The 13,346-nt window shown below is 61.1% G+C and carries 13 protein-coding genes and 1 riboswitch; of the genes, 2 read left to right on the forward strand and 11 right to left on the reverse strand.

Features of this window, described 5'->3' with window-relative positions:
- Positions 1-288, reverse strand: a complete 288-nt coding sequence (locus H8F24_RS19270; protein ID WP_231597691.1) for a transposase — start codon at positions 286-288, stop codon at positions 1-3.
- 47 nt (positions 289-335) lie between these two features.
- Here H8F24_RS19270 and H8F24_RS06165 point away from each other — a divergent pair, with 47 nt between their 5' ends.
- Positions 336-1,238 (forward strand): transposase, encoded by a 903-nt coding sequence (locus tag H8F24_RS06165; protein ID WP_197171435.1) that lies wholly within the window; start codon positions 336-338, stop codon positions 1,236-1,238.
- Positions 1,239-1,372: 134 nt separating this feature from the next.
- Positions 1,373-2,065 carry an IS3 family transposase gene (locus H8F24_RS06170; RefSeq protein ID WP_231598144.1) on the forward strand — a complete coding sequence of 231 codons (693 nt, stop codon included), beginning with the start codon at positions 1,373-1,375 and terminating at the stop codon, positions 2,063-2,065.
- 239 nt (positions 2,066-2,304) lie between these two features.
- Here H8F24_RS06170 and H8F24_RS06175 read toward each other — a convergent pair whose 3' ends face one another.
- The 10 genes from H8F24_RS06175 to ruvB all read right to left on the reverse strand — a co-directional run bounded on the left by H8F24_RS06175 (position 2,305) and on the right by ruvB (position 13,301).
- Positions 2,305-3,384 (reverse strand): IS3 family transposase, encoded by a 1,080-nt coding sequence (locus H8F24_RS06175; protein WP_231598145.1) that lies wholly within the window; start codon positions 3,382-3,384, stop codon positions 2,305-2,307.
- A complete protein-coding gene (locus tag H8F24_RS19275) occupies positions 3,360-3,869 on the reverse strand; it encodes a transposase (protein ID WP_197170293.1) in 510 nt (169 codons plus the stop codon). Before H8F24_RS19275 ends, H8F24_RS06175 begins: the two co-directional genes overlap by 25 nt.
- 422 nt (positions 3,870-4,291) lie before the next feature.
- Positions 4,292-5,440, reverse strand: a complete 1,149-nt coding sequence (locus H8F24_RS06180; RefSeq protein ID WP_197171436.1) for a hypothetical protein — start codon at positions 5,438-5,440, stop codon at positions 4,292-4,294.
- Positions 5,441-5,676: 236 nt separating this feature from the next.
- Positions 5,677-7,167 (reverse strand): glycosyltransferase family 25 protein, encoded by a 1,491-nt coding sequence (locus H8F24_RS06185; RefSeq protein ID WP_197171437.1) that lies wholly within the window; start codon positions 7,165-7,167, stop codon positions 5,677-5,679.
- A gap of 374 nt (positions 7,168-7,541) precedes the next feature.
- On the reverse strand, positions 7,542-8,942 hold the full coding sequence (thiC, locus tag H8F24_RS06190; RefSeq protein WP_197158963.1) for a phosphomethylpyrimidine synthase ThiC: 1,401 nt from the start codon (positions 8,940-8,942) through the stop codon (positions 7,542-7,544).
- Positions 8,943-9,018: 76 nt separating this feature from the next.
- Positions 9,019-9,134: riboswitch (TPP riboswitch) on the reverse strand.
- Positions 9,135-9,169: 35 nt separating this feature from the next.
- A complete protein-coding gene (locus tag H8F24_RS06195) occupies positions 9,170-9,802 on the reverse strand; it encodes a HEAT repeat domain-containing protein (RefSeq protein WP_197157642.1) in 633 nt (210 codons plus the stop codon).
- Positions 9,795-10,028, reverse strand: a complete 234-nt coding sequence (locus H8F24_RS06200; RefSeq protein ID WP_197157640.1) for a DUF3188 domain-containing protein — start codon at positions 10,026-10,028, stop codon at positions 9,795-9,797. Before H8F24_RS06200 ends, H8F24_RS06195 begins: the two co-directional genes overlap by 8 nt.
- Positions 10,025-11,302 (reverse strand): amidohydrolase, encoded by a 1,278-nt coding sequence (locus H8F24_RS06205; protein ID WP_197171439.1) that lies wholly within the window; start codon positions 11,300-11,302, stop codon positions 10,025-10,027. The genes H8F24_RS06200 and H8F24_RS06205 overlap by 4 nt, the downstream gene beginning before the upstream one ends.
- 11 nt (positions 11,303-11,313) lie before the next feature.
- Positions 11,314-12,156 carry a tetratricopeptide repeat protein gene (locus tag H8F24_RS06210; protein ID WP_197172056.1) on the reverse strand — a complete coding sequence of 281 codons (843 nt, stop codon included), beginning with the start codon at positions 12,154-12,156 and terminating at the stop codon, positions 11,314-11,316.
- A gap of 47 nt (positions 12,157-12,203) precedes the next feature.
- The gene (gene ruvB, locus H8F24_RS06215) at positions 12,204-13,301 is read right to left on the reverse strand and encodes a Holliday junction branch migration DNA helicase RuvB (RefSeq protein ID WP_197171441.1); all 1,098 of its coding nucleotides are present in this window, start codon (positions 13,299-13,301) and stop codon (positions 12,204-12,206) included.
- Between the last annotated feature and the right edge of the window lie 45 nt (positions 13,302-13,346).

The raw sequence follows: 13,346 nt of genomic DNA on the forward strand, positions 1-13,346 counted from the left end.
TCAGAGCAGTTGAGACTTTTTTTTGAGCCACTCCAGCTCCATCTGCAGCCGTCCGATCTGCTGGAACAGCTCCGCCTCCTTGGCCTGCCCCTCCTCCTTGTCCTTGGTCTTCTTGCCTCGGGTGAAGAGCTCGCTGGCACCGTCCAGGAGCTGCCGCTTCCACTGGCTCACCTGGATCGGGTGGATGGCGTGGTCGGCGGCGATCTCCTGGATCGTCTTGCGGCCACTGATCGCCTCCATGGCGACCCTGGCCTTGAACTCGGGGCTGTGGGTGCGGCGCTTGCTCATCGGTGGGAGCCCCTTTCAGGGGCGGTACCCCGCCTCAGAGGTTAACGATGGGGCCTGTCCAGAAAAGCCAGACCACCTCACCTCGCTACGACCGTGGCCTTGCTCGTGCTCATTTCCTGAGAGTGGCGAAGCAAAAACGACCACGTCGCCGCAAAGTGAAGGCTGCCATTAAACATCAGCTTGGCTATGTGCGGCAGAATCTCAAGGCCATTGATGCTCTGATCGGCTGCGGGGCAAGGCTTTCCGAGCTTAAGAGGCATTGGTGGCAGAAGTTGTTGGCCTGCAGCGAGTTGGAGCGGCAACAGGGCCTTCTGCTCGCCTCTCAGACCAACAGCATTCCAGACCGCCTGGTGAATCTTGTGCAGACCCATATCCGCCCAATGGTGCGAGGCAAAGCACGTGCTGCGGTGGAGTTTGGAGCCAAAATCAGTGTTTCGGTTCAAAACGGCTTTCCGTTCTTGCACCGCATAAGCTGGAACCCCTACAACGAAGGAGAAGACCTTATCGCTCAGGCGGAAAAATACAAGCTGGATACAGGATCTTACCCAGAGCGAATCTGCGCCGACCGGATTTATATCACGGCCAAGAATAGGCATTTCTGCACGAGGAACGGTATTCGCCTCTCCGGCAAGCGATTGGGTCGCCCGCCCAAGGATCCTGATGTCACCACTGCACACAAGCACCAGCTCCGATCTGATCAAGCTCGACGCAATGAAGTGGAAGGCGTCTTTGGCTCTGGAAAGCGCAAGTATTCCCTGGATCTGATCATGGCTCGTCTACCAGCTGGTGCCGAATCCTCCATCTCGATGGCCTTTGTCGTGATGTGCGCGGAAAAGGTCTTGAGGCTGCTGCGCCTCTTTTTTGTCCTTCTTTTTGGGTGGATCTACAGCTTTTTTATGGCCTGGTCAGCGATCAGAGCGCCTGAGGGCATCTGCAAGCCATGCTTTTGAGATCTGGCTGACTTGATGTCACCGCGCTTGCCAGCCTGATTAACGCGAAGCAAACGGACGAATCCGGCGCCGATGGGCCGAGAATCTTTTTCAGGAGTCCCTACCTGGAGGATCCCTGCAGCGGCAGCCGCCGGATGGTGGACTATCTGGCCCAAGATGGTATCCCGATCAGCCGAGATCGAGTGCGAAACCTCATGCGGCGCATGGGATTACGGGCGATCTACCAGAAGCCCCGGACGACGGTTCCAGGTGATCCGTCCGTGCGGTTCCCCTGCCTGGTGGACCTCACGCAGGTCACGTCGGTGGATCAGGTCTGGGCGACCGACATCACCTACATCCCTCTGCAGAAAGGGTTCCTCTATCTGGTGGCGATCATGGATCTCCATTCCAGGCATGTGCTCAGCTGGAGGCTCTCCAACAGCCTTGACACGAAGTTCTGTCTGGAGGCCCTGGAGATGGCCTTGGGAGGCGGCCGTAGGCCAGAGATCTTCCACTCCGATCAAGGCTGTCAGTTCACGTCCGCTGACTTTGTGGCCAGACTCAAAGGGGAGCGGATCCAGATCAGCTGGTCCGGCAGAAAGCGGTGCTACGACAACATCCTTGTTGAACGGCTGTGGAGGACTGTCAAGTACGAGGAGGTCTACCTACGGGCATACAGCGATGGCTGGGACGCTGAAATCAGCCTGGCCCGCTTCCTGTGGCGGTATTGCCATGTAAGACCTCACAGTTCCCTTGGAGGCAAAACTCCCCACGCGGTCTACACTGAGGCCGAACCATGTTCCACCCGTCCTGGGTTAACGATGTCAGGGGCCGGAACTGTCCAATAAAAGGCACCCACCTCAGGACGGGACCTATCAGGGAAGTTGTCCGCTCGGGGTGCTGAGCTGAGCACCGAACTTGAGTGTACTGCGGGTTGAGGTTCAGGGTCGCCGTGGCCGGGGTGTCGTTGTCATCGATGGCTGTCTTTGGTCGGGGTTGGGGCGTCCGGCCCCTGTTCGCGGCTGTGTCCGATGGCGCCCACCGAGGGGCGCCATCGGACAGCCACGGGGGCCTGGATTGTTGAGGGTCAAGTAGCGATAGGTTGCTGCGGACGGGGATGGTTGATGCTCACAACCTGTGGCTGGCTCCAGTCACGGATGTGACGACTCCAGCGCTGCGGATTCTTCTGCCGAGCTTCTTCGTAGGTCTTCTGCCGGATGGCACAGATCCCATCGGCCTGGCCGTAGTGCCGCTGATTGGGCGTCACGTACTTGATGCCGCTGTGCCGGTGCTCAGCGTTGTACCACTCGACAAAGCCATCCACCCAGGCTTTTACCGAGAGCAGTTCCCGGAAGCGCCGTAGCGGATAACTCTGGTGGTACTTCATGGTACGGAACCATGATTCAGCGTAGGCGTTGTCGTTGCTGACGCGCGGCCTGGAGAACGAGAGCGAAACACCCAGCTCCGCCATCTTGGCCGCCAAGGCGAATGAGCGCATGGGGGCGCCATTGTCCGAGTGCAGGACCGCAGCAGTCTCCTTGTTGATTCCTTCATCGCGGCAGACGCGATCAAAGAATGCGCTGGCGAGCACGCTGCATTCGCGCTCATGCACTTCCACTCCAAGGATGCGGCGGCTCCACACATCCATCACCATGTAGAGGTAGTAGAATTGACCCTTGACATGGCCGGGCAACAGGGTGATATCCCAGGCCAGCACTTGGTAAACTCCTGTTGCCTCCAGCACCGGGACTGGTCTTGGCTCGCGGGGAGAGCGGGCCCTGCCACGATGATTCAGCAGGCCTTCCTGCCGCATGATGCGATAGATCGTCGACTCTGAACCCACATACATTCTCTCCTCAGCAAGAATGGCCACGATCTGAGCAGGCGCAAGATCGGCAAAGCGCGGATCATTGACGGAGTCAATCACCCGCTGCCGCTCTTTTGCCGTGAATCTGTGAGCCACTTCACGTGGGGCACCCTTGCGGCGGTCCACACTGAATCCCTGGCCGCTGATATCAAGCCCCCAGCGCCGCAGAGTGCGTGAACAGATGCCGATCAGATCAGCAACAGCCTTGATGGAAGCTCCTGCATTGAGGCCTTCATGGAGAAAGTCCATGGCTTTATTTCTCTGCTCTGACGGAATCAGGACTCCTCTTCTTGCAGCCAAAGCTGATCGAGCTTTTTTGACAGCATCAGCAATGTTGCCGCCTCCGAAAGAGCTTTTTCCTTCTTCTGCAACTCACGTTCAAGGCGCCGGATCTGGCGTGCCTGCTCCTGGTTTTTGCGCTGTAGATCCCTGTGGTCGGTCATGGTCGGCGCGCTGGGGCCATTGGCATCCTCAGCGGCCTGGCGCCAGCGGGCAAGCTGTTTGGGGTAGAGGCCCCGCTCACGGCAGTAAGCGCCGAGATCGGGGCCGCTGAGGCCTGCGGCCTGGATCACGGCGGCCAGTTTGTCGGATGCGCCCCACTGCTCCGGCGGCTTGCTGGTGGCCGGCACCAGCTGGCCCTCTTTCTGCCACTGACTGCGCCAGTTGTAGAGGGTCTGGGTAGTGATGCCGGTGGAGCGAGCGATCTCGGCCACGCTCTCTCGGTTGGGCGGGCTCATGCGATTGCGGATCTCAGCCCGCACGGCCTGGTCATAAATCGGTTTCATGGTCCTCGGTTTGGCCCCCTAGTGGATGGGTCAGACCGAGCGGACTTCTTTCCTGACGCAGGGGGGGATTCCCCAGCAGGGGCTTTGGAGTGACGTATCTTGATGCTCCCTTGGTATTTAATTGCGTGTCGTGGTTTCTCTCGCTGCTGGCGCCCGCTGCAGTGATCCATACGGATAGATTGCATGTCGGCATCGCAGCAGCACTGCTTGGCAAAGAGGTTTATTTGTACGATAACTGCTACAAGAAGATTAGCGCCGTGTATGAATTCTCATTGAAAAATAGGCCCGGCTTGAATATTAGACTAGGTTGAGATCTTTCAGGATTTTCGGTAATGCTGGGATGGTCACTTCAGGCGGAGCTCCCTTCGGAAACGATCGATCTGGCTCTGGATAGCCTGTGTTTCGTCTTGGCGTTCCTGACATCATAAGGATGAATGATTTGACTGAGATCTTGTCGCTACCTGCTTGCTGATCACTTTTTGCAGTGTCTCCAGCCAGGTACCTGCAATCTCATGTTTCGTTGCAAAAGTGTAAATACTGACTAGTTCATTTAGTTTTGCCACGTTCATCAGCTTATCTCCAAGCCTCATGATCTGCTCACCTGTAATATCCTTCTCAAAAGCCGAGGGCAGTGGCTTGCCGGCTGCGCGAAAGTTCAGGATGGTCCGAATACACTTTTCGCACACGCAACAGTTCGCGCCTGTCTGCGGCCCTTCCCAGCAGACTCGCAGATTATTGACACACTCCAAAGTCTCTGAGATGTGCATTACTTTCTCGGTTCTTGAAAAAGCATGTCCTTCAGCCATGATGGAGAAGATATCACTAGAAAGCATGTGATCAGATATGGGATTAGAGCCCCAAGGCAGAGTCAGTGCGTCGTATCTCTCGGCACTGCTGAGTATGCCTATGGAATGACTGCCATTGAATTGATGTAATACACCAGCGAAAGCGGCTGCAAAGTTCTGCTCCCAGTCGGGCAGCGCCAGCCTTGCGTTGGTCTTGACGCAGACGAGAGGAATATTTGTTGCCGCAAGAATCTTGCGGCAACTTTTGGCGGCTTGGTCAAAAGCTGCCTGAGCCTCAAGACGAATGTCAAATCCATGCACGAGAACGGCAGCATCAATGTTTACGTGATATTTTCCAGGGGATCGATTAACGTGCTTGAAGAGGCTGAAACAGCTATCCACCCCTCCTGAGAAGAGAAGAACTGCTGACTGGCCAGTGTCAACCACTACTTTCTTTTCAATGTGGTCTGCATTGATATCCACGCATTGATATAAATTGGGAAACCATGAGCAAAAAACATGTTGAAACTCTTCGAGATTACGCATCAGGGATTGGCTTGCGCTTCCATGAACATAAATGTCTCTGCCGGTCTTCATGGATGCAAAAAGAATGGCCACTATTGCAAAGTCTAAATTTGCAGTCGACTTAGAATGGCCGAAGAATTCGTAGTAGATGGAATCCCTTGAGATGGATCTGTTGTTATCGAAGCACTCGATTGTGAGATCTCTTCTCAGCACATTGCCGGATGATCTTTCGTCAAGAAATAGGTGAACACTTTTCGACATGGGCCAGCTTGATTTGTCGGGATTCTATCTTGAGATTGGCATCAGTGTGATTGGCTGAAATCCAATGACTTGAATCTGCTGTGCCGATAGGCAGCTACGCAAGCACTATGGAAACTGCTGCGAAACTAGCTATGTGCAATATGCTGCCATGCCAGTCGGTTGATGATCTTCTGCTGTCACCACAGAGAGCATATGGCCACATCGTATTGCTATTGGCCGTGAATAGAAGAGTGTCCTCAGTGACTGCTCCAACGTTGAGAGGTCATCTTGTGTGCTTTCGCCGTTGCGGAGGCCACGACATCACTATCATTGACAGTGCTGGAAAATTTGCAGTCGAAGCTTACGACCGGATCACAGGCCGTGTAAGTTATCGCCTCTTCGTAAATTAAAAAGTCGGCAACGCACCGAGTTGGCCGATACAACTTCTTTAGATCAAGACAAGTAGAGTCGCGCAGAAAGCGATTGGCCAATCGTCGAGCAATCTTCTTCTTGATTAGATAGCCATAGGTCCCCCAGAATTCGTGCTCCCAACGGATGAAAGGGATGTCATGGTCAGCCAGCTCAAGCAGGCGTGTTAGGAAGCTTGGGTTATTTGTTCCAAGCTGAATGATCTCCCAGTCCGCGGGAAGTTGCTTGAGGAAAGCAGCCGAATTGAAGTCATCACGAAGAATGGCGTCATCTTCAAGCACAAGAAAGACTTGGTTGTTTGGACCGCTTTCGTTGGCAAGAAGTTTAAACAGCATCAAATGACTGGACAGACACGCGAGTTGAGCTGGGCGATTATATACAGGCATGTCAGTGCTAACTTGTGGCAGTGTCTCAGGCGTGATTGCTTTGAAGAAAAAGCAGTCAAGCCCCGCCTGCGCAAGTCTTGCATTGATGATCTCTTGGCGCTGAGAATTTCCTTCAATCGAAATGCACCAAGCATGCTGTAATCCTAGCCTTTGCCATGGAGAGACAGGCTTGCCTTTGGGAGTATTTCTTTCGCCGTCAGCCCGATTGGCACCGGCAATGGCTTGCTCGTAGCGCGATAATATAGATCTCAGGTGTCTTATCACATTGGCTTGCAGTGCAGCGCCAACGGGTCGGAGCTGATCGGTATCGCCAGCGGCTTTGAGCGTTCGAAAATCAGGTCGATGATTATTGTGAGAGATGCAAAGAATCGTGTGATCTGGATCTAGCAGGACCAGTGGTAGCGTGAAGTCCTTCAGGAAACTTTTTTCCTCGCCGGAGGTGACACTGTCGGAGCAGCGCGTTTGCAGCAATAGTTCCCGCTTGAAGGCCCAGGTGGCCGCCGTAGCCTGGTTGCTGCCAAACGGGCCAGCCAGCCACAGCTCTCGCTCCGGCAGGAACAGCACTGGCAGCTGATTGCAGCCCGCCATCAAGCCATCGCCTCCGCTGAGCCGTTGCACCGCATGGGCCACCCGGCCGGTCGGGTAATAATCAGTATCGTTCATCACCACGATGATCTCGCCGCTGCAGAATCCATGGCTGAGATTGCGCACCTGGTCCAACGGCAGCCTCTGCTTCAGGCGCTCATAGCGAATCGTGAGACCCTGGTGGGGATCCGGCTGAAAAGCTTGTGTGCTGTCGTTGCTGTTGTCTACGATCACCCATTCCAGCAGTTCGCGAGGATAGGTCTGTGTCAAGATCTGCTGCTGCAAGAGCGGCAGCAGTCCGGCAGGACCATGCGTGACCGTGCAGAGACTCACGCGTGGAAGCTGCACTGGATGCTGCGAGGCAGACTGATTCACTTGTCACTTTGGTAGACGACGTGTTCCATGGCTGGTTGTCATCGATAGGGGATTAGCGCATGTATTGGAGGGTTGGAGATTGACAATCGTCGATAATGTGTTCTGGTCTTGGACAGAAAAACAATGGCGTACATATGCTCCTGCTTTCTGCCAGGCTGACCAGTCTCTCGGCACGGGCTCGCGCCCGCGACGAGCCTGTGCAACTGGAGAAAGACCTCAGCGACACCAGGCTCGGTGCCTGCAGCCGCGAGCGCGGCCTGCGTCCTTGGACGGTGATCGATGCAGGCGTCACACAGCCAAGCAGGCAGCCCCACGCGAGCGAACCAGCCAGCCGGTTGAAGAGCGACTCAGACCGAAACGGTGATCCCGGCCTGATTCTGCTGCTCAGACTGTTGTTCAGCCAGCACCTCAGCCAGACCCTCAAGATCCGCATCGGTGATCTTGGTCTGCATCGGGCAATGCTTGGGTCCACACATCGAGCAGAACTCGGCCTGCTTGTAGATATCGGCCGGCAGGGTTTCGTCGTGGTACTCGCGGGCCCGTTCCGGATCCAGCGAAAGATCGAACTGCCTGTTCCAGTCGAAGGCGTAGCGGGCCCGGCTGAGTTCGTCGTCGCGGTCGCGGGCACCGGGGCGATGGCGGGCGATATCGGCGGCGTGGGCGGCGATCTTGTAGGCGATCAGGCCATTGCGCACGTCTTCCGGGTTGGGCAGACCCAGGTGCTCCTTGGGCGTCACGTAGCAGAGCATGGCCGTGCCATACCAGCCGGCCATGGCCGCGCCGATGGCGCTGGTGATGTGGTCGTAACCAGGGGCGATATCGGTCACCAAGGGACCGAGCACGTAAAAGGGTGCCTCGGAACAGTCCTCCATCTGCTTGCGGACGTTGAACTCGATCTGGTCCATGGGCACATGACCCGGACCCTCCACCATCACCTGGATGTCGTGGGCCCAGGCGCGGCGGGTGAGTTCTCCGAGGGTCTTGAGTTCGGCCAGCTGGGCCTCATCGGAGGCATCGTGCAGGCAGCCGGGCCGCAGGGAATCACCGAGCGAGAAGCTGCAGTCGTAGCGTTTGAAGATCTCGCAGATGTCGTCGAAGCGGGTGAACAGCGGATTCTGCTTGTGGTGGTAAAGCATCCACTGGGCCAAGATGCCACCGCCGCGGCTCACGATGCCGGTGAGGCGTCCCTTCACCTTGGGCAGATGCTCAATCAGCAGACCGGCGTGGATGGTCTGATAGTCAACCCCCTGCTGGCAGTGCTTTTCAATGATGTGGAGGAAATCATCTTCCGAGAGTTTCTCGATCGAGCCGTGCACACTCTCGAGAGCCTGATAGACGGGCACCGTGCCGATCGGCACCGGCGACGCCTGGATGATCGCCGTGCGCACCTCATCCAGGTTGACGCCACCGGTGGAGAGATCCATCACGGTATCGGCGCCATACTTCACCGCCAGCTCGAGCTTCTTCAGCTCTTCGCTCACATCACTGGCATTGGGGGAAGCACCGATGTTGGCGTTCACCTTGCACTTGCTGGCGATGCCGATCGCCATCGGCTCCAGATTCTCGTGGTTGATGTTGGCGGGGATGATCATGCGACCCCGCGCCACCTCCTCCATCACCAGTGATTCGGGCAGGTTTTCCCGCTGGGCCACAAAGGCCATTTCCTCGGTAACCACACCCTGACGGGCGTAGTGCATCTGGCTCACATTGGCGTGACCACGACGCTTCTCAATCCAGGCGCTGCGCATGAGGGGGCGGGCAAAGGTGGACAACATCCCAGCGGACCGATGCAGAACAACGGACACGGACGGATTGGGGCGCAGCTGGAGTTCGTTCTCACTTTCCTGCGCCGGCATGACCCGGATCAGGTTCGGAGGGTGTGATCTCAGCCCTGGGCAGACAGCCGGGAAGGCGTTTGCCGGGCACCCCTAGTGACTTTGGAAACCTAGCAAGGCTGAAACGAAGAGGAGGCTGATCAGCTGCCCTGCAGACCGTTGAGAGCCGCCGCGACGACGCGATGGTCGGGGTCCTGCTGCAGTTCCACCAGCAGACGACGGGCCACGTCGCTGGACGGTGCCGCTGCGGAGGCCGGTGCCAGGGACGATGGCAGACCCGGCTTCTGTACCAGCCGTCCGAGGATCTCGGCACCCCCCACCCGCACGGTGCCGTCGCCATCGGCGATCGCCAGCTGGGCAAGATCGAGCAGCCAGGCATCCGGCATCTCCGGATGTTCGGCCAGGGCCGAGAGGATGCTGCAGCGCACCAGCCACTGGTGATCCACCACAAAAGCCTGGCGCACAAGAGGCCAGGCCTCAACATGGCCATAGCTCACCAGGGAATTGGCGGCTTCGGCGCGCACGTTGGCGTCCTCATCGTGCTGAAGGGCCTGCACCAGGGCCTGGCGGGCGGCATCGCTGCGTTTGACCCCCAGGCCGGCGCAACTGAGCGAGCGGATCATGAAGGTGGTCTGTTCCAGACCCAGCAGCAGCAGGGGAATGGCCTGCTCCGCCGGCACCTGCCTCAGTCCCGCCAGTGCGGGCATGGCCCGGCTGGGATCGCCGGAGGCGATTGCCTGGCGCAGGGCATCAAGATCGATCGACTCAGCCATTGTCCTGTCTTAGGTCACCCAGGAGCTGGGCGCGACGTCGGCGGCGGCCCACCAGGCTGGAGGCCTGCAGCCCCACCCCGATCAACAGGGCCGGAATCGCCTGCATCCGGTCTGCCCCCTGGCGCAGCAGCAGCGCCACCAGGGCCAGCAGGATCAGCAGAAGCGACGACAGCGCCAGCAACGGGCGGACTGTTCGAGCCGGCGAGCCGGCGGGAGGAAGCGTCATGCCAACGGGCCGGCACTGGCCTGGCGCTCCATCCAGCGCAGCAGGCTGAGGGTGAGCACCTTCACCCCGACCGCCAGGGCTGCTTCATCCGGCGCGAAGGTGTTGCTGTGCAGGGGCGTGCAACCCGTGGCACCGGCCACCCCGAGGCGGAACATGGTGCCGCGGGTGCCCTGCTGCAGCTCGGCAAAATCCTCCGCCCCCAGCGAGGGCTGCTCCAGCCAGCGCACCTGATCGCGTCCCAGCAGTTCGGTGGCGGCCTCCGCCACCAGCTCGGTGAGTTCCGGATCGTTGTGCACCGGCGGTGAGATGCAGCGGTAGCGCACCCGGGCTTCGCCGCCATGGCCCCGGCAGAGGGCCTGGACCGTGTCCTCGATCCAGCCAGGCAGCTGGGAATGGAGCTCCAGATCCAGGCAGCGCACGGTGCCGAGCAGACGCACGTGATCGGCGATCACGTTGAAGGCCTTGCCCCCCTCGATCCGGCCGAAGCTCACCACCACGGGATGGAGTGCATCGAGCCGCCGGCTGATCGCCTCCTGCAGACCACTCACCACCCGCGCCGCGATCCAGATGGCATCGGTGGACTGGTGCGGGCGGGCGCCATGACCTCCTTCGCCGAGCACCTCCACCTCCAGCTCGCCGGCTGCGGCGGTGAGGCTGCCGCAGCGCACCCCGATCGAACCCACCGCCAGGCTGGGGAACACGTGCACACCGAACAGGGCCTGTACCCCCTCCATGGCGCCATCGGCCCGCATCCAGGCTGCACCCTGGGCCGTCTCTTCGGCGGGCTGGAACAGCAGCCGCACCCGCGCCGTCAGCAGCCCGGCAAGGGGAGCCAGCACGTGCGCCACCCCCAGTCCCACGGCGGTGTGCAGATCGTGGCCGCAGGCATGCATCAGCCCCTGGCGGGTGGAGGCGTAGTCGAGGCCGGTGCGCTCCTCCACCGGCAGGGCATCCATGTCGACCCGCAGGGCCACCAGGGGCACGTCCGGCCCCTCAGGCCCCAGTTCGGCCAGCACGCCGGTGCGGCCCACCCCCTCACGTACCCGCCAGCCCCAGCGACGCAGCTCGCCGGCCACCAGGGCAGCGGTCTGCTGCTCATGGCCGCTGAGCTCGGGATGGCGGTGGATGTGGCGGCGCAGCTGAATCAGCTCCGGCAAGACCTCGGCCAGGCTGGCCTCGAGGCCGAGACGCTGCCAGTCTGCCAGCGGATGGGCACCGCAACCGGGCGCCGCGGCTCGGGGGGTGTCGGATCCGGTGGCGAGGGGCAGGGGCATCGAGGGGATTGTCAGGAGGCCAGAGCCAGGAACTGGGCCAGAGCCTGCACGGGCACGGGTGGCCAGCGCCGTATCCGCAACAGCCATTCTTCCTGGCGATAGCGCGGATCGAGACCGGAGGCCGCCGCCCAGTTGCTCTCGGCTTCCCCCTGAGCCCCCTGCCGCCAGAGCAGGGCGGTGAGACCGGCGCGGGCATCGGCGAACAGGGGGTAACGGCGGATCAGCTGGCGGAACTGGCGTTCGGCGGCCTCGAGATCCCCCAGCTGGAAAGCGGCCAGGGCAGCACTGGAGCGAGCCATGGCGAAACCGGGACGGGCCAGGTCAGCCGCGTCATAGCAGCGTCGCGCCTCGGTCCAGTCGCCCTGGGAGCCGCGCACGTTGCCGAGGTTGTAGAGCGCCGAGGCGTCAGCGGGATCCCGCTCCAGGATCCAGGTGTAGTCGGCGGCGGCGGCCTGCCAGCGCTGCAGTGCCTCCTCGGCCGTTCCCCGGTTGAGGTGGGGATCGGGGTTGAGCGGATCGAGCGCCATGGCGCGGCCCTGGTCTTCGATGGCGCCCTCGGGGTCGCCCAGGGCCAGCCGCACATTGCCGCGGTTGCTCCAGGCCGCGGCCTGGCTGGGGTCCTGTTCCAGCACACCATCCCAGAGAATCAGGGCTTCGCTGAAGCGGCCGTCGCGGCTGGCGGCCAGGGCCTGCTCGAACTGCTCGGGCAGGCTCACGCCAGGCCTGGCTGAGATCGGAGCGGCAGCGAGGGCCGGCAGGGGTAGCAGCAGGATCAGGGCCAGCGCCACCGCCAGGATCAGCAGAGCCGCGGCCAGATGACGCCCAGCCCCGCCCGGGGTCGCCGGTGACGGCATGGCGGAGTCGGTGGTGTCCGTGGCGTCGGTGGCCACAGTGGCGTCAGTCATCGCGGCCCCTCCGCGCCGAGCTGGGCCGCGCCAGGGCCAGAGCCGGCCGCGGCGAGATGGGCACGACCCGCCTCGGTCACCACCCGACCCCGTGGGGTGCGCTGCAGAAAACCCAGCTGCAGCAGGTAGGGCTCCACCACCGCTTCCAGGGTGGTGGGGTCTTCACCGAGGCCCGCCGCCAGGGTGTCGAGCCCCACCGGCCCGCCTCCATACCCCTCCAGCAGCAGGCCGAGCAGGCGCCGGTCGCAGGCATCAAGACCGCGCCCATCGACCCGATGCAGCCGCAGAGCCTGATCCACCAGGGTCGCGTCGATGCGGCCATGACCCGCCACCTCCGCCACGTCGCGCACACGGCGCAGCAGCCGGTTGGCGATGCGGGGCGTGCCCCTGCAGCGACGCGCCACCTCGAGCGCGGCTTCCGGCTCCAGCGCGATCGCCAGCAGCCCCGCCGCCCGCTGCACGATCGCCTGCAGATCGGGCAGGTCGTAGAACTCGAGCCGCTGGATCAGGCCGAAACGGTCCCGCAGGGGGGAACTCAGGGCACCGGCCCTGGTGGTGGCCCCCACCAGGGTGAACGGCGCCACCGGCAGGCTGCGGGTGCGGGCCGTGGCGCCCTTGCCCACGGTGAGATCCAGGCGGAAGTCTTCCATCGCCGGGTAGAGGATTTCCTCCGCCACCCGGTTGAGCCGGTGGATTTCGTCGATGAACAGCAGATCGTGGGGCTGAAGGTTGACCAGCAGCCCCACGATGTCGCGCGGGCGCTCCAGGGCAGGGGCGCTGGTGATCCGGCAGCGCACGCCCAGTTCCTCGGCCAGCACCAGGGCCATGGTGGTCTTGCCCAGGCCCGGCGGGCCATGCAGCAGCACGTGATCGAGGGCCTCCTTGCGGCTGCGGGTGGCCTCCACCGCGATGCCGAGCACCTGCTTGAGCTCATGCTGGCCGATGTAATCGACCAGGCGTTTCGGCCGCAGCCCGTCTTCCCGCAGCACTGGAGCGGTCTGTTCACCCGTGTCGGGGGCGGCTGGATCGACCAGCCGGGCGGCGACACTGCCCCGGCGGGGAGCCGCACCTGCGCCGGAGGAGACGATCGCCATGGTTGGAGGGTACCGGCCGCTGCCTAGGGTCGGGGGGCAGGCGAT

Source organism: Synechococcus sp. CBW1002 (assembly GCF_015840915.1).
Taxonomy (GTDB): Bacteria; Cyanobacteriota; Cyanobacteriia; order PCC-6307; family Cyanobiaceae; genus CBW1002.